A 25,611-nucleotide genomic window follows, 5' to 3' on the forward strand; every position below is an offset into this window, starting at 1 on the left:
AACCCCAGAGAACTGACTATTTATACAGTATATGTATAAATAAACAATCCTCAAGTTTTGGCTAATAAAAAAGACCCTTTCAGGTCTTTTTTATTTATTCGTTGTTAGCTAAATAATGCGATTTTTTTCCAACATTTCACGTCTGGCTTTTTCTTTCGCCATTTTATTCTTGCGGTTATCACAAGGATCTGGACAGTCACACTCTTTGTCTATACCAATACTGCCTAGGCCACCACAGCTACCACTCACGGCTTTCTTTTGAAAAATGTAACCCACCGACATTGCGGCGATCACTAATACAAATACTACGAAAGTTGCAAGAAAGTACGTCATTTTGCCTCCTGCAGCAAATAAGGTGCAAATTGCTGCGTATATTGCTCACTAAACCCTGTTTCTGTCTTGGTGATCATAAAAACAGGTAACCCTTGTTTGACAGCAAAATCATAACCTAGTTCAGGCCCCATCACCATAATTGCCGTGGCTAACCCATCTGAAACCATCGATGATTTATCAATCACAGTCACTGAAACTAGCTTATGCTTGATTGGCATGCCAGTGATAGGATTAATCATATGGGAAAAACGCTCGCCGTCTTCTTCGAAGTAATTTCGGTAATCACCGGAAGTCGCAACAGCGTTATCACCAGGCAATACAATCTCTTGGATCGCTCGCTCATTGGTAACAGGCTTTTCAACTGCGATCCGCCAAGGCAGATGTTTGTCATTACTGCCTTTCATGCGCAGCTCACCACCAATATCAACCAGGTAATGCTGCTCGCCAAGGCTCTCTATATATTCAGCAATTTTATCAACACCGAAACCCTTAGCGATAGAAGATAAGTCCACATATAATTCTGGAATCGCTTTTTGTAAGGTTAAACCTGACACACTTAAATGCTGGATACCAGTAATCGCTTTTCGCTTAGCTATTTGCTCTGCTGAAGGGGAATGAGTAGGCTTAGCGTCCGGGCCAAAGCCCCAAAGATTAACTAAAGGACCAACAGTAATATCTAACGCGCCTTGGGTTAACTGAGCCAGCTCAATTCCCTTTTGCACAACTTCAATGGTATCCGCTGAAACAGTGTGGGAATGCTCAGCCTGATTAAACAAAGAAAGCTCTGAGTTGGGTCGATAAGTCGACATTTGGTCGTTTACCAATTCTAAGCGCTTATCGATCTCGGCTTGAAAGGCAACTTGATCCGTTATTTTATCAGTCACAACCTTAACACGATAATAAGTGCCCATGGTTGCTCCCTCAATCACCACCATCGGCGCTAATTGAACCTGATCTTCACTGCATGCAGTAATAAAAAAGGCTAGCCCGATCAAGGCTAGCCATTTAGTTATAGATAAAGTCATCAGTGATTAACCACCAAAGTCATCCAGTAGTATATTTTCGTCTTCTACGCCCAGCTCTTTCAACATGTTAATAACAGCAGCGTTCATCACCGGTGGACCACACATGTAGTATTCACAATCTTCCGGCGCTTCATGATCGCGCAAGTAGTTTTCAAACAGTACATTATGGATAAAACCAGTGTAGCCATCCCAGTTATCTTCAGGCTGCGGGTCACTTAGTGCTACATGCCATTCAAAGTTATCGTTCTCTGCAGCGATCGAGTCGAAATCTTCCACGTAGAACATTTCACGCTTCGAGCGCGCACCGTACCAGAAGCTAACTTTACGGTCAGTGTGTAAACGACGGAACTGGTCAAAGATATGAGAACGCATCGGCGCCATACCTGCACCACCACCAACAAATACCATTTCAGCTTTGGTGTCTTTAGCGAAGAACTCACCAAATGGGCCTGAAATAGTTACCTTGTCACCTGCTTTTAGGCTGAAGATGTATGAAGACATCTTACCGCATGGCAAGGTCATATTATTAGGCGGCGGCGTAGCAATACGCACGTTTAGCATAATAATACCGTATTCTTCTGGGTAGTTAGCCATTGAATAAGCACGAATCGTTTCTTCATCAACCTTAGACTCAAGGTTGAAGAAACCAAAGTGTTCCCAGTCGCCACGGTACTGCTCTTCGATATCGAAGTCAGCGTATTTAACATGGTGAGCAGGTGCTTCAATTTGGATATAACCACCCGCACGGAACGGTACTGATTCGCCATCAGGAATTTGTAGTTTAAGCTCTTTAATAAAGGTTGCTTTGTTATCATTAGAGATAACTTCACATTCCCAACGCTTAACACCAAAAATTTCTTCTGGTAATTCAATATCCATATCTTGTTTTACGTTCACCTGACAGGCTAAACGTTCACCTTCGCGGGCTTCACCCTTAGAGATATGGTCTAGTTCAGTCGGCAGAATGTCACCGCCACCTGATTTGATTTTTACACGACACTGGCCACATGAACCACCGCCACCACAGGCTGATGATACAAAAATACCAGAGTTTGCTAGTGCGCCAAGTAGTTTACCACCCGCACCGCAGGTGATCGCCTTTTCAGGATCACCGTTTACTGAGATTTTAATGTCGCCAGAGGCCACAAGCTTTGATTTAGCAGACAAGATAATAAATACCAAGGCTAAAACTATCACTGTGAACATGACAACGCCGAGAATGATTTCCATCGACAATTTCCTTGCTTCAGGGACCGAAAAACGGCCCCAAGATTACAACTGAATACCAGAGAAAGACATAAAGCCTAGTGCCATCAGACCTGAAGTAATAAAGGTAATACCTAAACCACGTAGACCATCTGGAACATCTGCATATTTCATTTTTTCACGGATACCCGCAAGCGCAACAATGGCTAACATCCAGCCGACACCACTACCTACACCATAAACAAACGATTCAGTAATGTTATATTCACGTTGAACCATGAATGAAACACCACCAAAAATGGCACAGTTAACCGTGATAAGCGGTAAGAAAATACCCAAGGCTTGGTAAAGCGCAGGGAAGTACTTATCTAACACCATTTCTAGTATTTGCACTAAAGCAGCAATGACACCGATAAAGGTAATGTAACCTAGGAAGCTTAAATCGGCTTCGCCAAGGCCAGCCCACTCTAATGCACCAGGTGCTAACAAGTTAAAGTAAATAACTTGGTTAACCGGTACCGAGATGGCTAATACCACAATTACAGCGACGCCTAAGCCAAATGCTGTTTTTACTTTCTTCGATACCGCAAGGAAGGTACACATACCAAGGAAGAAAGCTAATGCCATATTTTCGATGAAAATAGAGCGTACGAATAAACTTAAGTAATGTTCCATTAGTCCTTCGCCTCAACCTGTTCAGGCTTAAATGTTCTGATTGCCCAGATCAATAACCCGATGATAAAGAAAGCACTTGGTGGTAACAGTAATAAACCGTTACTTTGGTACCAACCGCCGGCAGAAATTAATGGCATGATTTCGATACCAAATAGCGCACCAGAACCAAAGAATTCACGAATACCACCCACTGCAACAAGAATGAAGCCGTAACCTAAACCATTACCGATACCATCCATAAAGCTTGCGCCAGGAGGACTCTTCATCGCAAATGCTTCCGCTCGACCCATTACAATACAGTTAGTAATGATCAAGCCGACATAAACCGACAGCTGCTTAGATAGCTCAAATGCCACCGCTTTAAGTACTTGGTCAACCACGATTACCAAAGAAGCAATAATCGCCATTTGCACGATGATTCGTACACTTCCAGGAATGTGGTTACGAATAATCGAAATAAATAAGTTAGAAAAAGCAGTTACAAACGTTACCGCTAAGGTCATTACAACCGCCGTCTCTAGCTTACTGGTCACCGCTAATGCAGAACAAACACCTAAGATTTGTAGTGCAATAGGGTTGTTAGAGATGATAGGTCCAACGAGAACCTTCTTTGCATCACTAGCCATTATTAAGCTCTCCTTTACCTAACTTTTTCAGGTAAGAACCATAACCGTCAGTACTTAACCAAAAATCGAATGTATGTTGGATACCTGCACCCGTTAGTGTTGCACCTGATAGGCCGTCAACACCATGTACGTCACCTTCAGCAGCCCCACCTTTAACGATCTTAATCGCAGGGTTGCCTTGCTCATCATACAACTTTTTGCCTGGCCACAGTGCTTTCCACATTGGGTTTTCGACTTCACCACCTAGACCCGGTGTTTCACCTTGTTGGTAGTAAGTAATGCCGTCAACGGTATTGCCATCCGGTTGAACTGCCACAAACGCATACATCATGTTCCAAAGGCCTGCACCACGAACTGGCACGATAACGCGCTCAAGCTCACCAGCATCACTATTTACCAAGTAAACAAGACCAATATTTTCACGAGTAGAAAAGCCAGCTATGGCTTTTTCTGCTGGTAGCTTAGTACTCATACTAGGCTCTTTAGCAGCTGCTAGCGGATCGTATTCGTTAATATTTGAGACATCTTCAACATCTTTAACGTCAACATATTCACCTGTTGCTAAATCTACCAAGCGAGGCTCAATATTCTTAGCAAACACATCCGCCATTTTTTGTGAGCCAATTTCAAGACCTGAAACGGCTAAAATATTTTTTTGTTTGTCTAACAGTGCATTCGCTTGTTGAGTTGGACGTAAGCCCACCGCTGCAACTGATACTACAATAGAACAAACCAGACAAACACCGACCACGACGCCGAGGGTTTTGCCTAATGATTCTTTATTAGCCATTACGTGCAAGTCTCCGTTTAACGTTTGCCTGAACCACAAAGTAGTCAAATAACGGGGCAAATAAGTTAGCAAATAAAATTGCTAGCATCATGCCTTCTGGGAAAGCAGGGTTGACTACACGAATTAGTACCACCATGACACCGATTAACGCACCGTACATCCACTTACCACGATTAGTAAATGAAGCCGATACTGGATCAGTTGCCATAAAAATCATACCAAATGCAAAACCACCCATTACTAAATGCCAGTGCCATGGCACAGCAAACATTTGGTTGGTATCTGATCCGATAGCGTTAAATAAGAATGCAGTTACCGCCATTCCTATCATGACACCTGAAACAATACGCCAAGATGCAATTTTAGTGATCATCAAGAAAGCACCACCAATTAGGATAGCTAACGTTGACACTTCACCAATTGAACCTTGCATGTTACCAATAAAGGCATCCATCCAGCTAAGTTGTGCTGTTACTGCGTCCATACCACCATTAGCTGCAAGGCTAAGTGAGGTTGCACCCGAGAAGCCATCAACCGCCGTCCACACCGAATCACCAGAAATATCTGATGGGTATGCGAAGAATAAGAAAGCACGGCCCGCTAATGCCGGGTTTAAGAAGTTACGACCAGTACCACCGAATATTTCTTTAGCGATAACCACACCAAAGGTAATACCGATAGCCACCTGCCACAATGGAATTGAAGCGGGTACGATCAACGCAAACAGTACCGAAGTAACAAAGAAACCTTCGTTCACTTCGTGACGGCGCACGGTTGCAAACAGCACTTCCCAGAAACCACCAACGATGAATGTCACCGCATAGATAGGTAAGAAGTACATAGCGCCAAATAGCATGTTGGCAAACACACCCGCATCGGCCCCCATGGTGACACCGAACATTTGCAGTAGCGCAACACGCCAGTCATCAAATGCGACACCCGCGCCCGTTGCAATCGCTTCATTTGCTTGAAAACCAACATTGTACATACCAAAAAACATGGCTGGGAATGTGGCTAACCAAACAAAAATCATGATGCGTTTTAAGTCGATGCCATCACGAACGTGAGAACGACCTTTATTCACAAAACCCGGCGTATAAGCAAAAGTGGCAGCCGCTTCATATAGCGCATACCATCTTTCGTGCTTGCCACCAGGTTCAAAATGAGGTTCGAGATCCTCAATCAATTTTTTTAACATTTTTAGCCTTCCTTCTCAATCGTGGTCAAACAGTCACGAAGAATAGGACCAAAGTCATACTTACCTGGACACACAAAAGTACATAGAGCCAAATCTTCTTCATCGAGCTCAAGACAACCAAGGGCGACAGCACTATCAAGATCACGAGAGATCAAATCGCGTAGTAGCATGGTAGGCAAGATATCAAGGGGCATAACACGCTCGTACTGACCAATCGGAACCATGGCGCGATCACTACCACCTGTGGTAGTAGTAAAGTTAAATAGCTTTTTACCAAATGCCGAAGCAAATACGTTAGCTACCGAGAATTTATTAATGCCCGGTGAACCCCAGCCAAGAAACTCTTTTTCTCTGCCTTCTGCTAGTACAGACACTTGGTTAGCGTAACGACCTAAGTAATTAACTGGACCCGATGCTGTTGTACCGTATAAAACAGAACCCGAAATAATACGGTTTTCACCGGCTTTTAGCTCACCTTGAGTCAGCTCAGATAAACAAGCACCTAAACGCGTGCGCAGTAAGCGCGGTTTGTTTACCGATGGACCTGCTAATGACACTACGCGGTCGGTATATAACTCACCAGTCAAGAATAAATGGCCATAGGCAATCACATCTTGATAGTTGATATACCAGACTTGCTTGGTCGCACTCGCAGGCTCTAAAAAGTGAATATGAGTTCCTGCTAAACCAGCAGGGTGAGGACCGCTAAAAACGTGCTCTTCAACATTTGACAGAGATGCTTTTGGCAAACCAGCTTCGCCTCGACATACATACACTTTACCGTCGGTTAGCTGGGATAACACAGCCAAACCATTCAGGTATGCTTGCTCTTGCTCTTTGATAATCACTTCTGCAGACGCAGCTAATGGATTGGTATCCATCGCAGTGACAAAAATGGCAACAGGAGCGGCATCAATTGCCGGGACCTTACTAAAAGGTCGTGTACGTAACGCAGTCCAAGCGCCAGATTCAACCAAGTTTTGCTTGATTTTTTCTCGACCTAGAGACGTTAATTCAGCTGTACTGTATTTCTCAAAAGAAACACTGTCATTACCATTGACGGCAATTACCACAGACTGAAGCACACGTTTTGCTCCACGGTTAATTTCTTCAACTACTCCGGATGCTGGCGCTGTGTATTGCACACCTTCGTTCTTTTTATCGACAAAAAGAACTTGGCCTTTTTTTACACTATCTCCTACCTTAATTTTCATGGTAGGGCGCATGCCAACATAGTCTTCGCCCAGGGTAGCTACCTTTGTGATGGCGTTGCCATCATGGATTACTTGCTCTGGAGCACCTTGAATCGGGAGATCCAGTCCTCTTTTTATTGTAATCATACTCACTTGCACTACTTTAACGGGAAGAAAGGGTTTGTGCCTAAAGACACTCTATTTATTCGCTAGACACCTGATCTGACGCCAGTGCTACGTTCCTTTGTAACACCCCTGCGACATGAAGATAACATCCAGCTAAATTTTCAGGCGCTGTATTCTAGCATTAAAGATGACTGAATCGCCAAAAAAAATAGCGATTTGACACCATCATCCTTTAAATTTCGCGGGTGAATTAACAAATAAAACCTTAGTGCTGAATCAAGCTTGTTACAAATTTTCTTACAGCTTGTTACAAATATACGACTAAAGTCGAATACAAAAACGGCCCTCTCGGGCCGCCTTACAAACTTGATTTAAATCAATTTTTCTTAATTATCACGTAGTTCCATATAAGCTTTAGATGAAACCTTACTGTACTCTTTGGCATCATTGAGAAATGCCATGTACGCATCGTACACTTTTTTCATTTGCGGATCGGTCGCCACCTGTTCTTGCAATACTTCTTCGGTCAACGCTTTTAATCTAGCCATTACTTCCGGTGGAAATTGACGCAGCTCGACACCGTGTTCATTAACTAATATTTTTAGCGCTTTGGCATTTTGCACCATGTATTCATCCAGCATTTCTTCGTTAGTCGCTTTCGCTGCCACCTCTACAATCATCCGCAAATCTTCAGGTAATGCCTCTAAAGCCGCCTTATTCGCCATAAATTCAATGGTGGTTCCCGGCTCATGCCAACCCGGGTAATAATAGTATTTAGCCGCTTTATGAAGACCAAATGCTAAATCATTATATGGTCCCACCCATTCGGTCGCATCAATGGCACCCGTTTGCAGTGAAGTAAATATTTCACCGCCAGGCATATTCACCGGAACACCGCCTGCTCGCTTCAAGACCTCGCCACCTAAACCAGGCAAGCGCATTTTAAGGCCTTCCAAATCCGACACTGAATTGATTTCTTTATTAAACCAACCACCCATTTGAATATCGGTGTTGCCTCCCGCTAATGGAACCAAACCAAATGGTGCATAAACTTCTTGCCACAGCTCTAAGCCACCGCCGTTGTGAAGCCAAGCATTCATCTCTTGCGCGGTCATGCCAAACGGCATGGTTGAAAAGAACTGCGCCTCAGGTGACTTACCTTTCCAATAATAAGCCCCTGAGTGCCCCATTTGTGCGGTGCCTGCTGATACGGCATCAAACACTTGCAATGCAGGCACTAGCTCACCAGCACCATAAACTTTAATGGTTAAGCGGCCACCACTCATTTTGCCCACTTTTTCGGCAAAACGCTCTGGCGCGACACCTAAACCTGGGAAATTCTTAGGCCAAGAAGTGACCAACTTCCACTTAATAGTTTCCTGTTTAACTTGTTCCTTCACAGCCGCTTTTTCAGTGCCACAGCCCAACAGTGACAAACTTGCCGCCGTAAGGAAAATAGCCGAAGCCCATCTGATGATTTTTCTCATTTAGCTCTCCTGTTATCACTTATCATTAATTATCAATCTCGAACATCTATTTATAAATTTGATCTGGCAGCCAAGTAACTAAACTTGGCCACATCGCTAGCGCCATTAGCACCACTAACTGGATCGCGATATAAGGCGCGACACCGCGATAAATATCCTTTGTCGCCACACTTTCTGGCGCAACGCCGCGTAAATAAAATAAAGCAAAGCCAAAAGGTGGGGTTAAAAATGACGTTTGCAAGTTCACCGCAAACATAATACCCAGCCAAACAGGATCAAAGCCCATGGCGAGTAATACCGGCCCCACGATAGGCACCACCACAAAGGTAATTTCAATAAAATCCAGAATAAAGCCCAGTAAAAATACCACTAGCATCACCACCAGCATGGCGCCAAAGGCACCGCCCGGCATATTGTTAAATAATTCATGAATCAGGTCTTCGCCGCCAAAGCCACGAAACACCAAGGAGAAAACGGATGCACCGATCAAAATCATAAATACCATACAAGTGATCTTAAGAGTGGCTTGAACCACATCGGCCATCACCTGCTTGGTCATATTGCCTTGGATAAATGCCAGTAACGTGGCGCCAAATGCGCCAACACCCGCTGCTTCGGTCGGCGTTGCCAATCCCAAAAGAATAGAGCCAAGCACGGCAAAAATGAGCAATAAAGGCGGAAACAAAGCCCTCAACAGCGCAATTTTTGCTAACGGGCTCGCTTCATCAGCCGCCTCATCCGCGATGACTTGATTAATGGTCTTCGGGTTTAACCAGCTCATTAAAAAAACATACAGCAAATAACACGTCACTAATATCAAACCGGGTACCAGTGCCCCAGCAAACAAATCACCGACAGAAACAGTCTCAGGCGAAAAGATGCCCATTTTGATTTGCGCTTGCTGATAAGCGCTTGATAGCACATCGCCAAGCAGAACAAGGGCGATGGAAGGAGGAATGATTTGCCCTAGTGTGCCTGTGGCGCAAATGGTGCCGGTGGCAAAGCTTGCACTGTAACCGCGTTTTAACATAGTCGGCAGTGATAGTAAGCCCATGGTCACCACCGTCGCCCCCACTATACCGGTGCTGGCAGCCAGTAACATCCCCACCATGACCACAGCAATAGCAAGGCCGCCCTTCACTTGCCCCATCACTTGCCCCATGGAAGTAAGCAGTTTCTCGGCAACTTGGGATTTTTCTAACATCACTCCCATTAAGACAAATAATGGCACAGCAAGTAAGGTCTGGTTAATCATGATGCCGTAAATACGATTAGGCAAAGCGCCTAAATAAGCGCCATCAAAGTAGCCAGTGACAATACCGATAGAGGCAAAAACTAGCGATGTGCCCGCAAGAGAGTAAGCAACAGGGTAGCCAGCCATTAACACCAGACAAACGGCGACGAACATGACAATCGATAAATATTCCATTAGATCATCACCTCGTCTTTTTCTTGGCTTATCGGTTGATCTAATAGAGTGAGAACATTAATTAGCGTTTGGCTGATGCCCTGTAACAGCAACAATAAAGGCATTAACAGTAAGTTGGTTTTTAAAATAAAAACTAAAGGTAAGCCGCCGGGCTCAGGGCTCCCCTCTAATAAGCGCCAAGCACCAATCACGTAATCCCAGCTACTAAAAAAGAGAAACAAGCAAACCGGCAATAGCAAAAAGGTAAATCCTAAAATATCTACCCAGGCTTTGGTTTTGGCGGAAAAGTTACGATAAAACACATCGACGCGTACATGATCATCGTACTTGAGGGTGTAGCCAGCACCGAGCATAAAGGTCATGGCGTGAAGGTAGAGTGTTGATTCTTGTAAGCCAATTGAGCCATAGTCAAGTCCGTAGCGCAGTAATACCACAACTAAAACCAATAGCACCATCACTAAAAGCAACCAAGCCAGTGCACGCCCTAACCAATCCGAGCCCTGATTAATCACCTCTACACACCATCTCATCCTTGCGGGCATGACTTCATCCTTAAATATTAAAGCTGCGCGATGGACCCTTCTCAGGCAAGCCCAAACAATTGTTATCAACTTGAAAACAAATTAACAATTATGTGATGTTAATATAAAAGTATTGTGAAGCAAGGAGGCGTGGATAAATACATGAAGCAAATCAATTTACGGTCTAATAAAGTAAGTTAAAGAAACTCAGGTCATACAAACATCACGAAAAGTAAGATTGATACGTAAACGGCAGGGCTTCTGCGTTTTCGCGACTTGATGCTGCCAATAGTGCTGAGTTGAACCTCCCATTATCAGTAAAGCACCATGGGGTAACGCAAGCTCTAGCTTTTCTCCCGTTGTTTTATGCCTTAATAGAAATCGTCTTGTTTCACCAAAACTTAATGATGCGATAACGGGATCAGGCCCTAATTCAACTTCATCATCACTGTGCCACCCCATATAATCACTGCCATCGCGATACAAATTACCCAATACCGTGTTAAATGAATGCCCACTGGTAAGCTCGACATCGCGCTTTAGCTGGCTCAGTAACGCCGTCCATGGTGCTGGCGTTAAAGTTAACCCCGAATAAGTATAAGGTTTATCACCAAACCACACTTGTTGACGAGGTTGCAGTACTTCCTTGCCGTACAATCGGATGCTTAATTGCTGCCATGCTAACTGTTGCAAAGCTAACAGATGATTATCCGCCTGAATTTGTGAATAAAAGTCAGGTTGATACCAAAGTTCAGCACCAGGCAATTGAATATGCTCTAAACCCTGATGTCCACTGAATAATGTCATAAAATACTCTTACTTAAAATCGACTAAAGCCTAACCAGAATGAATCAAATGATAGATTTTAAAGGTAAATGCGCTATTATCACGAGCTCAATTCTTTACCAGTTAAAGGCAGTTATGAAATCATTTTTAATCCCTTTGTTGGGCCTCGTTTTACTTGGCGGTTGCTCATCATCTTTACCGGTTAACCTGCATTTATCGCCCAAAGTAGCAGAGCAAACAGTGAAGTACCCTGCCAACACCACGGCAGCCTTAGTCTCTAGCGATTTACGTACTCAACCGCATATTGTGAGTATCAAAGAAGATGAAAAACCCACTATCTTAGTCAATAACGATGTTCCTGTGCGCATTTTACTGGCCGACAAATTAGGTCAAGCGCTGACCGAGCAAGGTGTCATTATTACAGGAAGCTCAAGCACCAAGCTGCATTTAGACATTGTTGCAATGGAAACCAAAATAATCAAAAACGGCACCAGCTTTGACGCACAAAGCACAACTCAGTTAACATTGGTGATCGAAAAACCAACGCGTAAAGTAACCAAGCAGTATAAAACCGTTTCAACTAAAACGGGCGCGTTTAATCCAACAGCCGCGGAGCTGGAGGAAGGGTTGAATAATCAACTCACAACCCTACTATCAGACATTTTAAGCGACAAGCAACTATTTGAAGAACTTAATAAAAAGGACTAATTGATGAATCTTCGTAACCTTATTCCCTCTTTACTGTTGATGTTGTTAAGTTGTTTTAGCTTAACAGCACAAGCTGCAAACCCAGAGATAAAGATTGAAACCAGTAAAGGCGATATAGTACTTGAGCTTTATCAAGACAAAGCGCCAATCACGGTCGACAACTTTTTGGCTTACATCAAGCAAGATGCCTTTAAAAACAGCTTGTTTCACCGCGTGATCCCAGGCTTTATGATCCAAGGCGGTGGCTTTGCTCAAGACTATCAACGCCTAGCGACTAATGCGCCAATTAAGAACGAAGCCAGCAACGGTCTATCAAACAGCCGTGGCACAATCGCGATGGCGCGCACCAACGCCCCTGACTCCGCAACTCGCCAGTTCTTTATTAACCACGCCAACAACACTAACTTAGACCAAGGTGCTTTTGGCGCAGGCTACGCGGTGTTTGGTAAAGTGACTTCGGGTATAGAAGTGGTTGATGCCATTGCTAATGTCGCAACAGGCACCACAGCCGCTATGCCGGGCGCGCGTGACGTACCAACCAACCAAGTCGTGATTAAAAGTATTCAAGTTATTGAAGCTAAGTGATTAACGATATTTCAGTTTAATTAGCCAGTCCTGATTTGGACTGGCACATTACCCCTAAGCAATACCATCACCGTTTCTACTTCGTTTTATCTCGTGTTATTCCTTGATTTTGTTGTCTTGGGCTCGCAGAATGCTTAAGCATTCTTGTTTCGAGGCCAAGACAATTTCAGCTATAACTAAATCAAGCTGGTGGCAAGCCATTAGCGTCTATTTTGAAAAACGTGTCGCCGTTTTATTTTTACTGGGTTTTTCTGCAGGGCTGCCTATTTTACTGGTGTTTGGCACCTTGTCGTTTTGGTTACGAGAGGCTGGCGTTGATCGCGCCTTAATTGGCTTTGCCAGCTGGGCGGGCCTTGCTTATGGTTTTAAATGGGTTTGGGCGCCCATGGTCGACCGTTTATCGCTGCCTGTTCTATCAAGCCTGCTCGGGCGTCGTCGCAGTTGGCTGCTATTATCACAATTGTTGATCATGGCCGCTATCGCAGGTATCGCCTTTACCGATCCTCTTGAACACTTAGGCCTATTTGTCGCTTTTGCAGTGATGGTGGCCTTTGCCTCGGCCACCCAAGATATTGTGATTGATGCCTATCGCATTGAGTCCGCACCGGAAAAATATCAAGCGGCAATGTCGGCTTCGTATCTAACAGGATATCGCTTAGCCATGATTGCCGCTGGGGCAGGCGCCTTGACCTTAGCCGCCTTGTTTGCCGATGGCGCGCAGGGCTATCACCGCGGTGCATGGACGCAATCCTATTTAGTTATGATGTGTTTAATGCTGATTGGCGTAATCACTTGCTTATTTTGCCATGAGCCAGATGTGGACTTAAGAAAGTCAAACGCTGAACAACTTGAAATACAAAGCAACCTTATCGCTAACGGCATGTTACCTGTGTTTGCTCGAGTTATCGCTTGGGCACAAATATCCATCTTTATGCCGTTTGCGGATTTCTTCTTGCGCTATCGTTGGCAAGCGTTACTGATCTTAGCCCTTGTTGCCACCTACCGTATTTCAGATATTGTGATGGGGATTATGGCCAATCCTTTTTATGTTGATATGCAGTTCACTAAAGAGCAAATTGCCGCCGTCACTAAAGTGTTTGGCGTGATCATGACATTAGTGGGAGCGGGATTCGGTGGTATTTTGATCCATAAATTTGGCACCATGAAAATTTTGTTTCTCGGCGCCCTGCTCTCATCAGCCACCAACTTAACCTTTGCCATGTTAGCGATGACCAAGGTTGATGAAGTGCTTTATCAAGGGCAATTAACCCTTTTTAGCGCCGAGCCGTGGGAATTTATTGTTACTAACTTTCATTTATTAATTGCGGTTATTTCACTGGATAATTTAAGTGGGGGTATCGCAATCTCCGCCTTTATCACTTATCTATCTAGCTTAACCAATCGGACTTTTTCAGCGACCCAATATGCCCTGTTTAGCTCGGTGATGACCTTACTACCAAAATTTATTGCAGGATTTTCAGGTCAGTTCGTTAATAAATTCGGTTATGTGCACTTTTTTATTGCTACGGCGGCCATCGGTATACCTGTATTGATCCTGATCCTACTCATCAATCGTTACGTAACATTACAACAAGCGACTACCACTCCAAATCAGGAAACGACCGGCTCAGAAGTAACATCTGAGCTAAAATAGCCAACATTTCAGCAAGAAGGTAACCCATAGAGGCAGAATAGCCTCTATTTTTTATACCGAAAAAATAAATTTGGTAAACCTTCTTATACCGTTAAGTTATAAAAATGACGTAATTATCCTAAAAAGATAAGCCTTTTTTAGCTTAAATAGTGGATTGAAGCGGTCATTTTCTCTAGGATGACTAAGAAATGTTGTAAAATAACACCTTTATTGAAAATAACGATAAGCCACTGAATCATGATCCAGATCCAGCCTTCTTAGATTGTTATCAGTAAAATATGCAAAAACTTAATAACTCAGGGAATAACTATGCAGATAGGTGTACCAAAAGAGCTGTTAGAAAATGAAACCCGTGTTGCTGCAACGCCAAAAACGGTTGAGCAACTACTAAAACTCGGTTTTTCAGTTTCTATTGAAGCCAGTGCTGGCCAAAAAGCCAGCTTTAATGATCAAGATTATGTTGATGCAGGCGCGACACTGGCGACCGATGCCAATGCAATCTGGCAATCAGACGTTATTTTTAAGGTAAACGCGCCAACTTTTGATGAAATTGATCTCATCAAAGACGGAGCCACTTTGATCAGCTTTATTTGGCCGGCACAGAACGAAGACTTGATGAAGAAGCTAAGCAGCAAAAACATCAACGTGCTCGCCATGGATGCCGTACCTCGTATATCTCGCGCACAAGCGTTAGACGCATTAAGTTCGATGGCAAACATTGCTGGTTACCGCGCTGTGATTGAAGCCGCTAACCAGTTTGGTCGTTTCTTTACCGGTCAAATCACGGCTGCAGGTAAAGTGCCACCAGCGAAAGTATTAGTGGTTGGCGCAGGCGTTGCTGGTCTTGCCGCCATTGGCGCAGCAGGTAGCTTAGGTGCAATCGTGCGCGCAACGGATACGCGTCCTGAAGTAGCTGAGCAAATTGAATCAATGGGTGCTGAGTTCCTAAAGCCTGATTATCAAGAAGACGGCTCAAGCACTGATGGTTATGCAAAAGTGATGAGTGAAGGCTACTTAAAAGCCCAAGCGGAGATGATTGCTGAGCAAGCCAAAGACGTTGACATCATTATTACAACCGCACTTATCCCTGGTCGCCCTGCACCGTTGATCATTACCGAAGAAATGGTGATGTCGATGAAAACCGGCAGCGTAATTGTCGATTTAGCGGCGCAAACGGGCGGTAACTGTGCCTTTACTGAAAACGGTAAAGTGGTTGAAGTTAACGGCGTTAAAATCGTTGGTTACAGCGATCTACCTGGCCGCTTACCGACACAATCAAGTCAACTATACGGGACTAACCTAGTTAACTTGATGAAGCTGCTATGTAAAGAAAAAGACGGCAACATCGATATCGACTTTGAAGACGAAGTGCTACGTGGCACCACAGTCGTTAAAGAAGGCGAAATTAGCTGGCCACCACCAGCAATCAAAGTAAGCGCAGCACCTGCGCAACCTGCCGCCGCTGAGCCTACCGCCGTAGTGGAAGAAAAGTCGGCGAATCCTTGGATCAAGCCTATTGTTGCTGGTTTAGGCGCATTAGCGTTTTTCTGGATTGCCGACAGTGTACCAAGTAGCTTCTTATCTCACTTTACTGTGTTTGTACTTGCCTGTGTGGTCGGTTATGGCGTGGTGTGGAATGTAAGCCACTCGCTGCATACACCACTGATGAGTGTAACCAACGCAATTTCAGGCATCATCGTAATCGGTGCATTACTGCAAGTCGGCAGTGAAAATGGCTTTGCCAGTTTCTTAGCCTTCATCGGGGTACTGATTGCAACTATCAACATAGTCGGTGGTTTCACCGTAACTCAGCGCATGCTGAAAATGTTTACTAAAGACTAGGGGATAATCAATGTCAGCAGGAATTATGACGGCCGCTTATATCATAGCCGCTATTTTATTTATCCTCAGCCTGAATGGCTTGAGTAAACAAGAAACCGCTAAGCGCGGTAACTTGTACGGTATCGTGGGTATGGCTATCGCTATCTTCGCCACCGTATTCAGTGACGGCGTATCCGGCCTAGCTTGGATCATCCTCGCGATGGTGATTGGTGGCGCGATTGGGGTACATAAAGCGAAGAAAGTTGAAATGACCGAAATGCCTGAACTGATTGCAATATTGCATTCATTCGTCGGTATGGCTGCGGTATTAATCGGCTTTAACTCGTTTATCGTACCACCAGAAGTGATCCCAGGACCAGATGCCCACGCCGAGCACATGATCCACTTGGTGGAAGTGTTCCTAGGTATCTTCATTGGTGCCGTGACGTTCACAGGCTCTATCGTGGCTTACGGTAAGCTAAGTGGTAAGTTCAGCAGCGCACCGTTAAACCTACCAGCGAAAAACTGGTTAAACATTGCAGCTCTGGGCAGCAGTGCACTATTGCTAATGATGTTCGTTAACGCTGAAAACGGCAGCATGTTTGCCCTACTATTAATGACGCTAATTGCTTTTGCTTTTGGTGTGCATTTAGTGGCTTCTATCGGCGGTGCCGATATGCCAGTAGTGGTTTCGATGCTTAACTCATACTCAGGATGGGCAGCAGCGGCCACAGGCTTTATGCTTTCAAACGACTTACTGATCATTACCGGTGCATTAGTGGGTTCAAGTGGTGCCATTCTGTCTTACATCATGTGTAAGGCAATGAACCGCTCATTCATTAGCGTTATTTTAGGCGGTTTTGGCTCAGAAGGCGGCGCCGTTGCATCAGATGCAGAGCACGGTGAGCACACGGAAGCAAGCGCTGACGAAGTAGCAGAAATGCTACGTAACAGCCGCAGCGTAGTGATTGTACCAGGTTATGGTATGGCAGTAGCACAAGCACAATATCCTGTCGCCGACCTAACACGTAAACTGCGTGATAAAGGCGTTAATGTACGTTTTGGTATTCACCCAGTAGCGGGCCGTTTACCAGGCCACATGAACGTACTACTCGCTGAAGCGAAAGTGCCTTACGACATTGTATTAGAAATGGACGAAATCAATGATGATTTCGCAGACACTGATACAGTGCTTGTTATTGGTGCTAACGATACGGTAAACCCTGCAGCAAAAGAGCCTGGCTCACCGATTGCGGGTATGCCTGTACTAGAAGTATGGAATGCTACGAACGTGGTCATTTTCAAACGTTCAATGGCTTCTGGTTATGCCGGCGTACAAAACCCACTGTTCTTTAAAGAGAACTCTTCAATGCTATTTGGTGACGCTAAAGCCTCAGTAGACAACATTCTACACGCGCTTTAACACCAAACCTTTACATTGATTGAACAAGCCAGCTCATTGAGCTGGCTTTTTTGATCGGGTTGCTCCGTCGTTCATTGTAAATCTAATAGTCTGATACAGAAAAGGAATCGATAAATCAACTGGCGAAATGAGTGCGTAATAAGTGCTTATATGAAGCGCATTAAAATTACTCTTGGAGAATCCTGTAACGGTGAGTTTTACCAGCTTAGCGGGCTACCTTTGTCTCATTGCACTGGGCGACATGCCAAAGTGTTTTTTAAAGCGATTGGAAAAGTTTGCCACATCGGAATAGCCTAATGCCAAGGCTACTTGACCCACTGCCCAACGCTGGGTAACTAACAAATGCTTAGCGCGCGCCATTTTTAACTGCAATAAATACTGTTTCGGACTCATGCCTAAATGCTGTAAACAGAGCCTAAAAAAATGCGGTTCAGAATAATGTAGCTTATCTGCCAATTCGGCCACTGACCAAGGGTGATGTAATTGCTGTTCAACTTGGTTAAATAGATGGCGTAACTTTATCTCTAAGCCACTTTGTTGGCCTTGTTTAAATAAGGATTTATGGGTAAGTTGCAGTAGCATATCAAGGCAGGTAACCGCTAAACCTGACTGATGCCCGCTCAATTTAGCTTCCGAAAAGAACATATTCATGGCGTGGAAAATAGCCTGTGCATGCTCGCAATAACTCACATCAGGCTCGCCACTGGCTAATCCTTGCCACTGTTCGTTGTTTTCCAAGATAAGCCAAGCCGTCTGCCACTGTGGAGAATTCAGCTGAAAACCACTAATACTGCCTGCAGGAAGTAAGGTTAAGGTATCTGCTTCTATCATTGTTTTACCCGCAGGGGTTAGCAGGGCTCCTTGGCCTTTGATGCTATATAACAAAACATGGAAATTAGGCCGAGTTCGACGGACAAGGAAATGTTCTTTGGCCAAACTGGTACCACACAATATAATCCCTTGTTCTTGTAGGTATTTAGCTTCATCTGGGCCAAAAAACACCTCTTGGCAGACATCCGCCGCTTCACAACAATCTTGCCAACTAGCCATAAAAAATAATAATGATAGTTTAGAACAACATATTGCGAGTTTACACTATGCTAACATTTAGCAAAAGTCGCTATAGTTACTGGGTCTTATAAATCAACACCTGATCGAATCTTTTCGGTTTCCCGTTGAACCTTGAGGAAAGTCGATGAAGGCAAAAATAGCCACCGCAACTAATCAAGTATTTTTGCGCAAGCTATGGCAACTGGCACTGCCGGTTTCGTTGCAATCATTACTTTTCTCTCTGCTGGGTCTGGTCGACATTTTAATGGTTGGTCAGCTCGGTGAAGCCGAAGTGGCTGCAGTTGGATTGGGAAACCGAGTCTTTTTTTTCAACCTGTTGATCATTTTTGGTTTATCTGGCGGAGTGAGCGTATTAGCCGCGCAATACTTTGGCAAAGGCGAAGTATCAGGCGTCCGGCGCTGTTTAGTATTAGCGGTGATCTGTGCTATCGCTATCTCATTACCTTTTGCACTTCTTTATACCTTTGCCCCCACATCTGTTATCACACTAGCCAGTGATACGCCTAGCCTTGTTCACCTTGGCTCTACTTATTTACAAATTACCGGTGCAACCATTTTACTGACCGCAATTGTGGTGCCGATTGAGGCTTCATTGCGCGCGGTTGGCGATGCTAAAACACCGACTAACATTGGTATATTAGCCATCGTACTTAACGTCTTTTTAAACTGGGTACTGATTTTTGGTCATTTAGGCTTCCCTGAATTAGGTGTAGAAGGGAGTGCGTGGGGCACCACTATTTCTCGCTTATTCCAAACGCTTATTTTGATCTTGTACGTGCTAAAAAAACGCCGCATGGTCGTCTTTACTTGGATTGATATTCGCCAAGCACTGAGAGTGAAAGAGGCCAAGCGCTTTTCATTAATCGCCATCCCTTTGTTAATTCATGATGGCTTTTGGGCCTTTGGTGTCTTAATTTATAGCTTTATTTTTGCCCGCATTGGTGTTGATGAGCTTGCCGTAATGAGCATGCTCGCCTCTGTCGAAGGCAGTATTTTTGCTCTATTTATCGGTTTTGCAGTGGCCTGTTCGACCATGCTTGGTCATGAACTTGGTGCCAACAAATATGAAGACGCATGGCAGCAATCTTGGGTTTTTATTATTTTTAGTCCTGTTATCGCCTTGTTTATGACATTGGTTATTTTGCTGTTTAAAGATCAAATTGCCAGCATATTTAGTGGCTTTGAAGGAGATACTCTGGACAGCGCGATCCGAGTATTAATCATCATGGCACTGGCTTTAAGCCTAAAAGTTCTCAACATGGTGGGGATCATGGGCGTACTGCGCAGTGGTGGTGATGTAAATTACAGTATTTTTATCGACTTGTTTTGCATGTGGTGCATTGGTATTCCACTCACATTTGTCGCCGCTACCGTATGGGGCTGGCCACTTTATTTAGTCTATTTATGTTCACTATCGGAAGAGTTAGTTAAGGCAGTGTTGATGATTTTTCGTGTTCATCGGAAAAAATGGTTAAAAAATTTAGTGGCTGATAGTTAATGTCAGAACAAAAATATCAACAAATTTATCAAGTTATTCAACTTATCCCTGAAGGCTCTGTTGCGTTTTATGGGCAAGTGGCAGATTTGGCAGGGCTACCAAAACATGCTCGCTTGGTCAGTAAAGCGCTAAAAGTTGCCCCCAGTGAGTTGAACTTGCCTTGGCACCGAGTGGTATCGAGCCAAGGCAAAATTGCTATCGCAAAAAATACACCCTTGTACCATGAACAAAAACAACGCTTGTTAGTTGAAGGCGTCGCATTTAAAGGAGAGCGCATTTCTCCAGCTCATTACTGGCAACCCGATTTATTCGCCTTACTAACCCAGCTAACGCACTAAAACTTACTTTTCCTTAATAAAATCCTTTATGCCAGCTACTAAAGTGTCAATGCTGGTTTTGTCGACATTAAGATGGGTTACTAAACGCAACACTTTTCCCGGTGAAATTAGAATGCCCTGTGACTTTAAATATTCCGCCAAGGCAAGAAAGTCGACTTGTTTCGACTTAACAAATACCATATTCGTTTGTACTAAAGCAGGATTAACATCTAGTTCACTGATATTTTCAAGAGCATCAGCCAGATAGCGTGCATTAAGATGATCGTCAGCTAAGCGCTCCACATTATGCTCTAAAGCAAAGATTCCCGCTGCGGCCAGCATGCCAGCTTGACGCATGCCACCACCGCAGGTTTTACGCCAACGTTTCGCTTTGTTAATAAACTTCGAATCACCTAACAGTAATGAGCCAACCGGTGCGCCTAAACCTTTAGATAGGCAAATTGAAGCTGAATCAAAGTACTGGGTAATATTGCTGATAGGCTCACCAAGCTTCACAGCGGCATTAAATGCACGCGCACCGTCTAAGTGCATACGCAGATTATATTCAAATGCGAGGGCTTGGGTTTGCGCCATAAAATCATGACTAAGTACTTTGCCGTTGATGGTATTTTCTAATGAAATCAATTTAGTTTTAACAAAGTGAATATCATCACTTTTTATCGAAGCTCTCACCTTAGTCAAATCTAAGCTACCATCGGCTAAGTTTTCGATCGGTTGGGCTTGCACCGACCCCAACACTGCAGCACCGCCGCCCTCATAGATATAGTTATGAGCTTGTTGACCACAAATATACTCATCGCCTCTTTCACAATGAGACATTAATGCAATTAAGTTAGCTTGAGTGCCTGATGGCGTAAACAAAGCGGCATCAAACCCTGACATTTCCGCCGCCATTTCTTGTAACTTATTAACACTGGGATCATCTTCATAAACATCATCACCAACAGGTGCACTGAGCATAGCCTGACGCATAGCATTACTAGGCTGGGTAACCGTATCACTGCGAAAATCTAACATTAAGAGCCTATAAATAACGGAGAGAAAAAACTATTAAGCAGAAAAATCAGAGGAAATGCAACAAACGGGGAGCTAGTTGCCAGTTAAATCCTTAAAAATATTATCGGATGAAAAGTGGCTCAATGGACTTAAAAAGCCACTTAATTGCACTTCATGAGAGGTTTGGTTTATTCCCTGCCAAGCAACTGAAATATCGACTTTCTTAGGGTTGGTTGCGCCATCCAACAGTTTTAGCTCTTCAACTTGCCATTTTACTTCATAAGTAAAAATGCCGTAGTGTTGTGGCACTTCACTGCCTGTTGCAATCGCATTAAAATCATCAACGGTCAAAAAGTCTTTGAAATCTTCCATTTTCGCTTGCGCAAGCTCAAGTGCAACCAAACGCGCTTCCGCTTGGCTGCTTTTAAGGAACAAATGCTTTTGCAATTTAACCGTCGCCACCACCGCCACGCTAATAATCAGCACGGAGATTAAGATTTCGACTAAGCTAAAACCTTGCTCTTTGCGTTTCATGAAATAACGATTACGTCCGTTTACTCGTTAAAATCTCGCCAGGTACCAGGCACCCAGCCAAAGCGACGCCCACCCGTGGCATTAGTATTCACACTCGATAAGGTGCGCAATACATCTGCGTGATAGTTCACCACGATTGAACCAGAACTCAATACTACACCATGGTTTACACCATCAATTACCATGGCACCTGTTACCGTAATTGAACCACGAAACTTGGCATTAATAGCCGCGTTATTCTGGGTTTCCATATTACTGTTGACAATGTAAACCAAACCATTGATTGACGCTCCGCCGCGAAAATCGGCATTTCCATCAATGATCACGGTAACCCCTTCGGTTAAGGAGCCCCCGCTATAACCTCCGCCACTGACACCATTAACATAAACAGGGCAATCACCATAAATCCAAACTATCTTTTCACCTTGACCACCAGCAGGCACATCACACACACCGAGATCGTTTGGCTGAACAAAAATAATCCCTTCTTCACCATCAGCGGCTCGCTCTGCGACTTCATTTCTTAATATCGCGAAATCAGCCTCTTCGGTGCCCAAGTACTCTTCTTTAAGGCTATCGGGAAAACGCGGGTCGGATAAAGAGATATCGTCTTTGACAAAGTTCTCCTCTTCTTTAGGGCTACCATCACCTTCAGCACTTTCCACAACTTCAGCACTTTCCACAACTTCAGCACTTTCCACAACTTCAGCACTTTCCACAACTTCGGCACTTTCCACAACTTTAGCGCTATCCTCACTTGCAGGACTATCGGGAAAACCCTTTAAGGTATCATCGCTGTACCAACCCAGCTCATTCTCTAATGTGGCATCACCGGCTTCTAAGGTATTTTCGAATTTAGAGAGATCGGCAAAACCATCACTACTGTAACTAAACCAGTTACCTGCTAATTGCATGGCTTTATAGCTACTCCAATAAGACAACTCTTGATCATCAAAAGCAGTAGGGTTACTTGCCACCTGCACTGAACCTTCTAGCAATGTTTGGGTGTTGGTTGTTATCGGCGCAATAGGAATATTGTTTCCGCCGTTGTTAACGTTTCCTGAAAAATAAAATTCTCGACTGACAACTGCTTGCGCTTGACCATCTCGGGAGCGTCCGGTACTCACAACTTGCAGTAATTTAGGATTAGTAGGGCTTTGCTTAACCACCACTTCAACTTGGTTAGAAGCAAAAAACTCAATGAATTGTTGCGTTCCGCTATCCGTGCTCGAACCAATATTAAGCTTTAGCGGTTCATCACTGGTTTTATTTAAAAACGACATTGCTGCAGGCTGCTCTTTGCTGCCAACCTTGACCTTGCCAAATGCCAACCAAGTACCAGCATAATCTAGCCCTAGTTCGGCATTAGCATAAGCTTCTTTATAGCGATAATCATTACCCGAGGCTCGAATTTCGAACAGCTTGTTTTTAGCCGTGTAAAAGGTAAATGCGGTAGCACTTAACATGAGTAGGATAGTGACTAATAAGGTCGCCATCCCCTCCTGCTTACCTGAGGGTGACAGTTTGATCATACAGCTCCCGTTGTACTTCTCAATGAGCTTTCATTTATGGATTTACTCTGAGTTTCTCTTTGGAAACCCTTTATTTGAGTAAACCTTCAGTAACCTTGATTGCGCACTAGCACTGTTTTATCCAGTTCTATCGATTTTTTACGATCGCTTTGCAGTGACGCTTTCAGGTTGATGGTCACGGTACTCATCAGTGTATTTAGGCCCTCTGATGGTACGGTGCCAATTTCGCCTTTGGCATTAATCTTGGTTAAATTAAAGACAAGTTTGTCGATATAGATGGCATCGTTCGTTAATTGCGTCCAATGACTTGCAGCACCACAAGGGGAGAAGCCGGAACGAATATAAACACTGCCCTGTTGTAATTTATAACCTATATATTCTTGAGGTGTAACCTCAGGGTTAACACTATCCATATCATACGCAAACGTAATACAGGATTTGTCGGGTGAAACCGATAACGCCGCTGACGCGCCGTTGTATAAGTTGCTGCTAAAGTCACTACTCAATGCACTGGATGTCGCCCCACTCCAATAGCCCGCACGACGGATATCACGCGACATTAGCTCAATTAAGTTTTTCATTTCCAAGTTGAGCTTGCCTTGGTTAATAATTTTATTGTTGTTAACAATACTGCTGGTATAAAGAGAAGTCATCATACCAACCACCGCCAACCCCAATACCATAGAGATCATCAATTCAACGAGGGAAAAACCTCGTTGTTTTGATTTATTGGGTAGCAAAGATAACAAACTCAAGCTACGACTCCCACTTAGCTGCAAGCGCTGTAATCAGATGAGCCAGTAACGGTGCAAGTGGAAACATTGCCCATGACATTAGTCTTTATTCTTACTTTATTGTTTGGATCCAAGGTTTCAATTTCTATATGACCAAGAGTTCGTGATGTCTGAACAGGCATACCACGAACATTATCAAAAATGATTGTTTTATCTGTCATACTACCCAGGGCTTTGAGATTTACCTTTTTAAACTCATCACCATTGATTACAACCAGTCGCTTAACCGGAGGAGTAGTATTCGCCGTAATTGAGCAAGCATCCGTAGCGTCAGGATCTGTAAGCGTACAATCACACGTGTTTTTGGCTACCGTCACCGTTCTGACCCCAGCGCACCATTCACCATTGTTGCCATCAGTAAAACTAACGGCAATGTTAGTATTTGACTTAATCGATTCACTTTTGGCATAGGTAAGTAAAGAATACAGCGACTCACTGGCTCCCCGTAATTCGTTACGCTTAAACAGGCTGCTATAAGAGCCAACCCCAATGCTTAACAAAATAGAGAGCACCGCAATAGCGATCAATAGTTCCATTAAAGTAAAGCCCTGAAACTTAACTGGCTTTGATATCATCCATGACCTCATAAATTGTGATGTAGCACACTTCGAAATTTTATCCAGTGAATTTTATCACGGACAAAAATTGACCACAATCAGTGGCCTCTTTGAGAGTCGCAATAGGTGATGCAGATACCAAATTGGCATATACTAATGCGCTTATCTATGCATTTGACTTTATTAACAATAAAAACGGCATATCATGTAAAGCAGTGGCAAAACACAAGGATTAAAATAAATGACAAAAATACATAAACAAGCAGGCTTTACCTTGATGGAGGTGATGATAGTCGTCGCGATTATTGGGATTTTAGCTACAATTGCGTATCCTTCATACAAAGATTATGTACAAAAAACGCGGCGCGCGGATGCACAAGCCTACTTAATGAAAGCCTCTCTTGAACAAGAATCGTATCGCATTAACAGCCCAACCTATGCCGCTTCCATGACAGATTTAGGCCTGTTAGCGGCAAATGATTACTATGATTTCAGTATCGCAGACAACACCGCACATGCATACACTTTGAAAGCGGTGGCTAAAACGGGGAAAAGTCAGGCAGATGATAAAGAAGGCTCGCAAAGTTGCTCTACCCTTACCCTCGATCAATCAGATACGAAAACTCATGCTGATTGTTGGTAAAAAATAAAAATTAACCTCAGTTTTGCTTAAACCTATTACGAATGGATAAAGTATATTTTTAC

At 43.9% G+C, this 25,611-nt stretch carries 26 protein-coding genes; 8 read left to right on the forward strand and 18 right to left on the reverse strand.

Going from position 1 to position 25,611, the window contains the following annotated elements; genetic code table 11:
* Positions 1–108: 108 nt before the first annotated feature.
* The 12 genes from nqrM to K6Y31_RS02140 form a co-directional block, all read right to left on the reverse strand.
* Positions 109–333: a (Na+)-NQR maturation NqrM gene (gene nqrM, locus K6Y31_RS02085; protein WP_232800164.1), complete on the reverse strand. Its 225-nt coding sequence runs from the start codon at positions 331–333 to the stop codon at positions 109–111.
* Positions 330–1,358 carry an FAD:protein FMN transferase gene (locus tag K6Y31_RS02090; protein WP_233051205.1) on the reverse strand — a complete coding sequence of 343 codons (1,029 nt, stop codon included), beginning with the start codon at positions 1,356–1,358 and terminating at the stop codon, positions 330–332. Before K6Y31_RS02090 ends, nqrM begins: the two co-directional genes overlap by 4 nt.
* A gap of 6 nt (positions 1,359–1,364) precedes the next feature.
* Positions 1,365–2,588, reverse strand: coding sequence for an NADH:ubiquinone reductase (Na(+)-transporting) subunit F (gene nqrF, locus K6Y31_RS02095; protein ID WP_233051206.1), 1,224 nt, complete (start codon positions 2,586–2,588; stop codon positions 1,365–1,367).
* 42 nt (positions 2,589–2,630) lie between these two features.
* A complete protein-coding gene (gene nqrE / locus K6Y31_RS02100; RefSeq protein ID WP_233051207.1) occupies positions 2,631–3,239 on the reverse strand; it encodes an NADH:ubiquinone reductase (Na(+)-transporting) subunit E in 609 nt (202 codons plus the stop codon).
* Entirely contained in the window at positions 3,239–3,865 is a 627-nt protein-coding gene (locus K6Y31_RS02105; protein ID WP_233051208.1) for an NADH:ubiquinone reductase (Na(+)-transporting) subunit D, read from the reverse strand. Before K6Y31_RS02105 ends, nqrE begins: the two co-directional genes overlap by 1 nt.
* Positions 3,858–4,655, reverse strand: a complete 798-nt coding sequence (locus K6Y31_RS02110) for a Na(+)-translocating NADH-quinone reductase subunit C (protein ID WP_233051209.1) — start codon at positions 4,653–4,655, stop codon at positions 3,858–3,860. Before K6Y31_RS02110 ends, K6Y31_RS02105 begins: the two co-directional genes overlap by 8 nt.
* Positions 4,648–5,853 (reverse strand): NADH:ubiquinone reductase (Na(+)-transporting) subunit B, encoded by a 1,206-nt coding sequence (locus tag K6Y31_RS02115; RefSeq protein ID WP_233051210.1) that lies wholly within the window; start codon positions 5,851–5,853, stop codon positions 4,648–4,650. The genes K6Y31_RS02110 and K6Y31_RS02115 overlap by 8 nt, the downstream gene beginning before the upstream one ends.
* Positions 5,854–5,855: 2 nt before the next feature.
* Positions 5,856–7,193: a Na(+)-translocating NADH-quinone reductase subunit A gene (locus K6Y31_RS02120; protein WP_233051432.1), complete on the reverse strand. Its 1,338-nt coding sequence runs from the start codon at positions 7,191–7,193 to the stop codon at positions 5,856–5,858.
* Between the two features lie 365 nt (positions 7,194–7,558).
* Entirely contained in the window at positions 7,559–8,659 is a 1,101-nt protein-coding gene (locus K6Y31_RS02125; protein WP_233051211.1) for a TRAP transporter substrate-binding protein, read from the reverse strand.
* 46 nt (positions 8,660–8,705) lie between these two features.
* Positions 8,706–10,088 (reverse strand): TRAP transporter large permease, encoded by a 1,383-nt coding sequence (locus tag K6Y31_RS02130; RefSeq protein WP_233051212.1) that lies wholly within the window; start codon positions 10,086–10,088, stop codon positions 8,706–8,708.
* Positions 10,088–10,630 carry a TRAP transporter small permease subunit gene (locus K6Y31_RS02135; RefSeq protein ID WP_233051213.1) on the reverse strand — a complete coding sequence of 181 codons (543 nt, stop codon included), beginning with the start codon at positions 10,628–10,630 and terminating at the stop codon, positions 10,088–10,090. The genes K6Y31_RS02130 and K6Y31_RS02135 overlap by 1 nt, the downstream gene beginning before the upstream one ends.
* Positions 10,631–10,816: 186 nt before the next feature.
* A complete protein-coding gene (locus tag K6Y31_RS02140) occupies positions 10,817–11,416 on the reverse strand; it encodes an alpha-ketoglutarate-dependent dioxygenase AlkB family protein (RefSeq protein WP_233051214.1) in 600 nt (199 codons plus the stop codon).
* A gap of 114 nt (positions 11,417–11,530) precedes the next feature.
* Here K6Y31_RS02140 and K6Y31_RS02145 point away from each other — a divergent pair, with 114 nt between their 5' ends.
* From K6Y31_RS02145 to pntB, 5 genes are all read left to right on the forward strand, one after another.
* On the forward strand, positions 11,531–12,103 hold the full coding sequence (locus K6Y31_RS02145; RefSeq protein ID WP_233051215.1) for a YajG family lipoprotein: 573 nt from the start codon (positions 11,531–11,533) through the stop codon (positions 12,101–12,103).
* A 3-nt stretch (positions 12,104–12,106) separates the two neighbouring features.
* A complete protein-coding gene (locus K6Y31_RS02150) occupies positions 12,107–12,688 on the forward strand; it encodes a peptidylprolyl isomerase (RefSeq protein ID WP_233051216.1) in 582 nt (193 codons plus the stop codon).
* A 130-nt stretch (positions 12,689–12,818) separates the two neighbouring features.
* Positions 12,819–14,342, forward strand: coding sequence for an AmpG family muropeptide MFS transporter (locus tag K6Y31_RS02155; RefSeq protein WP_233051217.1), 1,524 nt, complete (start codon positions 12,819–12,821; stop codon positions 14,340–14,342).
* A 309-nt stretch (positions 14,343–14,651) separates the two neighbouring features.
* Positions 14,652–16,184: a Re/Si-specific NAD(P)(+) transhydrogenase subunit alpha gene (locus tag K6Y31_RS02160; protein ID WP_233051218.1), complete on the forward strand. Its 1,533-nt coding sequence runs from the start codon at positions 14,652–14,654 to the stop codon at positions 16,182–16,184.
* Positions 16,185–16,194: 10 nt separating this feature from the next.
* Entirely contained in the window at positions 16,195–17,586 is a 1,392-nt protein-coding gene (pntB, locus tag K6Y31_RS02165; protein ID WP_233051219.1) for a Re/Si-specific NAD(P)(+) transhydrogenase subunit beta, read from the forward strand.
* 213 nt (positions 17,587–17,799) lie between these two features.
* Here the strand turns inward: pntB and K6Y31_RS02170 are convergent, their stop codons facing one another.
* Positions 17,800–18,636: a helix-turn-helix domain-containing protein gene (locus tag K6Y31_RS02170; protein ID WP_233051220.1), complete on the reverse strand. Its 837-nt coding sequence runs from the start codon at positions 18,634–18,636 to the stop codon at positions 17,800–17,802.
* Between the two features lie 145 nt (positions 18,637–18,781).
* Between K6Y31_RS02170 and K6Y31_RS02175 the strand changes: the two genes are divergently transcribed.
* Together K6Y31_RS02175 and K6Y31_RS02180 are read left to right on the forward strand one after the other, a co-directional pair.
* Complete coding sequence (locus tag K6Y31_RS02175) at positions 18,782–20,155, forward strand: MATE family efflux transporter (protein ID WP_233051221.1); 1,374 nt, start codon at positions 18,782–18,784, stop codon at positions 20,153–20,155.
* Positions 20,155–20,493 carry an MGMT family protein gene (locus K6Y31_RS02180; RefSeq protein WP_232800145.1) on the forward strand — a complete coding sequence of 113 codons (339 nt, stop codon included), beginning with the start codon at positions 20,155–20,157 and terminating at the stop codon, positions 20,491–20,493. Before K6Y31_RS02175 ends, K6Y31_RS02180 begins: the two co-directional genes overlap by 1 nt.
* Positions 20,494–20,496: 3 nt before the next feature.
* On the opposite strand, the gene ltaE is transcribed toward K6Y31_RS02180, so the two are convergent.
* The 5 genes from ltaE to K6Y31_RS02205 form a co-directional block, all read right to left on the reverse strand.
* Complete coding sequence (gene ltaE, locus K6Y31_RS02185) at positions 20,497–21,510, reverse strand: low-specificity L-threonine aldolase (protein ID WP_233051222.1); 1,014 nt, start codon at positions 21,508–21,510, stop codon at positions 20,497–20,499.
* 72 nt (positions 21,511–21,582) lie between these two features.
* Positions 21,583–22,023, reverse strand: coding sequence for a type IV pilus modification PilV family protein (locus tag K6Y31_RS02190; RefSeq protein ID WP_233051223.1), 441 nt, complete (start codon positions 22,021–22,023; stop codon positions 21,583–21,585).
* 20 nt (positions 22,024–22,043) lie between these two features.
* A complete protein-coding gene (locus tag K6Y31_RS02195; protein WP_233051224.1) occupies positions 22,044–23,555 on the reverse strand; it encodes a hypothetical protein in 1,512 nt (503 codons plus the stop codon).
* An 86-nt stretch (positions 23,556–23,641) separates the two neighbouring features.
* The gene (locus K6Y31_RS02200) at positions 23,642–24,310 is read right to left on the reverse strand and encodes a prepilin-type N-terminal cleavage/methylation domain-containing protein (RefSeq protein ID WP_233051225.1); all 669 of its coding nucleotides are present in this window, start codon (positions 24,308–24,310) and stop codon (positions 23,642–23,644) included.
* Positions 24,311–24,324: 14 nt separating this feature from the next.
* Positions 24,325–24,936, reverse strand: a complete 612-nt coding sequence (locus K6Y31_RS02205) for a GspH/FimT family pseudopilin (protein WP_345790228.1) — start codon at positions 24,934–24,936, stop codon at positions 24,325–24,327.
* Between the two features lie 211 nt (positions 24,937–25,147).
* Between K6Y31_RS02205 and K6Y31_RS22250 the strand changes: the two genes are divergently transcribed.
* Positions 25,148–25,549 carry a type IV pilin protein gene (locus K6Y31_RS22250; protein WP_282560137.1) on the forward strand — a complete coding sequence of 134 codons (402 nt, stop codon included), beginning with the start codon at positions 25,148–25,150 and terminating at the stop codon, positions 25,547–25,549.
* The last annotated feature ends 62 nt before the right edge of the window (positions 25,550–25,611 follow it).

Source organism: Motilimonas cestriensis (assembly GCF_021295315.1).
GTDB lineage: Bacteria > Pseudomonadota > Gammaproteobacteria > Enterobacterales > CBDFNC01 > Motilimonas > Motilimonas cestriensis.

Coding starts and splice junctions, on each gene's coding strand:
- pntB (WP_233051219.1), top strand. CDS start 16,195: ATGTCAGCAGGAATTATGACGGCCGCTTATATCATAGCCGCTATTTTA.
- nqrM (WP_232800164.1), bottom strand. CDS start 333: ATGACGTACTTTCTTGCAACTTTCGTAGTATTTGTATTAGTGATCGCC.
- ltaE (WP_233051222.1), bottom strand. CDS start 21,510: ATGTTAGATTTTCGCAGTGATACGGTTACCCAGCCTAGTAATGCTATG.
- K6Y31_RS02105 (WP_233051208.1), bottom strand. CDS start 3,865: ATGGCTAGTGATGCAAAGAAGGTTCTCGTTGGACCTATCATCTCTAAC.
- K6Y31_RS02120 (WP_233051432.1), bottom strand. CDS start 7,193: ATGATTACAATAAAAAGAGGACTGGATCTCCCGATTCAAGGTGCTCCA.
- K6Y31_RS22250 (WP_282560137.1), top strand. CDS start 25,148: ATGACAAAAATACATAAACAAGCAGGCTTTACCTTGATGGAGGTGATG.
- K6Y31_RS02195 (WP_233051224.1), bottom strand. CDS start 23,555: ATGATCAAACTGTCACCCTCAGGTAAGCAGGAGGGGATGGCGACCTTA.
- K6Y31_RS02160 (WP_233051218.1), top strand. CDS start 14,652: ATGCAGATAGGTGTACCAAAAGAGCTGTTAGAAAATGAAACCCGTGTT.
- K6Y31_RS02155 (WP_233051217.1), top strand. CDS start 12,819: ATGCTTAAGCATTCTTGTTTCGAGGCCAAGACAATTTCAGCTATAACT.
- nqrE (WP_233051207.1), bottom strand. CDS start 3,239: ATGGAACATTACTTAAGTTTATTCGTACGCTCTATTTTCATCGAAAAT.
- K6Y31_RS02150 (WP_233051216.1), top strand. CDS start 12,107: ATGAATCTTCGTAACCTTATTCCCTCTTTACTGTTGATGTTGTTAAGT.
- K6Y31_RS02190 (WP_233051223.1), bottom strand. CDS start 22,023: ATGAAACGCAAAGAGCAAGGTTTTAGCTTAGTCGAAATCTTAATCTCC.
- K6Y31_RS02170 (WP_233051220.1), bottom strand. CDS start 18,636: ATGGCTAGTTGGCAAGATTGTTGTGAAGCGGCGGATGTCTGCCAAGAG.
- K6Y31_RS02115 (WP_233051210.1), bottom strand. CDS start 5,853: ATGTTAAAAAAATTGATTGAGGATCTCGAACCTCATTTTGAACCTGGT.
- K6Y31_RS02130 (WP_233051212.1), bottom strand. CDS start 10,088: ATGGAATATTTATCGATTGTCATGTTCGTCGCCGTTTGTCTGGTGTTA.
- K6Y31_RS02135 (WP_233051213.1), bottom strand. CDS start 10,630: ATGCCCGCAAGGATGAGATGGTGTGTAGAGGTGATTAATCAGGGCTCG.
- K6Y31_RS02140 (WP_233051214.1), bottom strand. CDS start 11,416: ATGACATTATTCAGTGGACATCAGGGTTTAGAGCATATTCAATTGCCT.
- K6Y31_RS02125 (WP_233051211.1), bottom strand. CDS start 8,659: ATGAGAAAAATCATCAGATGGGCTTCGGCTATTTTCCTTACGGCGGCA.
- K6Y31_RS02090 (WP_233051205.1), bottom strand. CDS start 1,358: ATGACTTTATCTATAACTAAATGGCTAGCCTTGATCGGGCTAGCCTTT.
- K6Y31_RS02175 (WP_233051221.1), top strand. CDS start 18,782: ATGAAGGCAAAAATAGCCACCGCAACTAATCAAGTATTTTTGCGCAAG.
- K6Y31_RS02145 (WP_233051215.1), top strand. CDS start 11,531: ATGAAATCATTTTTAATCCCTTTGTTGGGCCTCGTTTTACTTGGCGGT.
- K6Y31_RS02110 (WP_233051209.1), bottom strand. CDS start 4,655: ATGGCTAATAAAGAATCATTAGGCAAAACCCTCGGCGTCGTGGTCGGT.
- K6Y31_RS02180 (WP_232800145.1), top strand. CDS start 20,155: ATGTCAGAACAAAAATATCAACAAATTTATCAAGTTATTCAACTTATC.
- nqrF (WP_233051206.1), bottom strand. CDS start 2,588: ATGGAAATCATTCTCGGCGTTGTCATGTTCACAGTGATAGTTTTAGCC.
- K6Y31_RS02205 (WP_345790228.1), bottom strand. CDS start 24,936: ATGAGGTCATGGATGATATCAAAGCCAGTTAAGTTTCAGGGCTTTACT.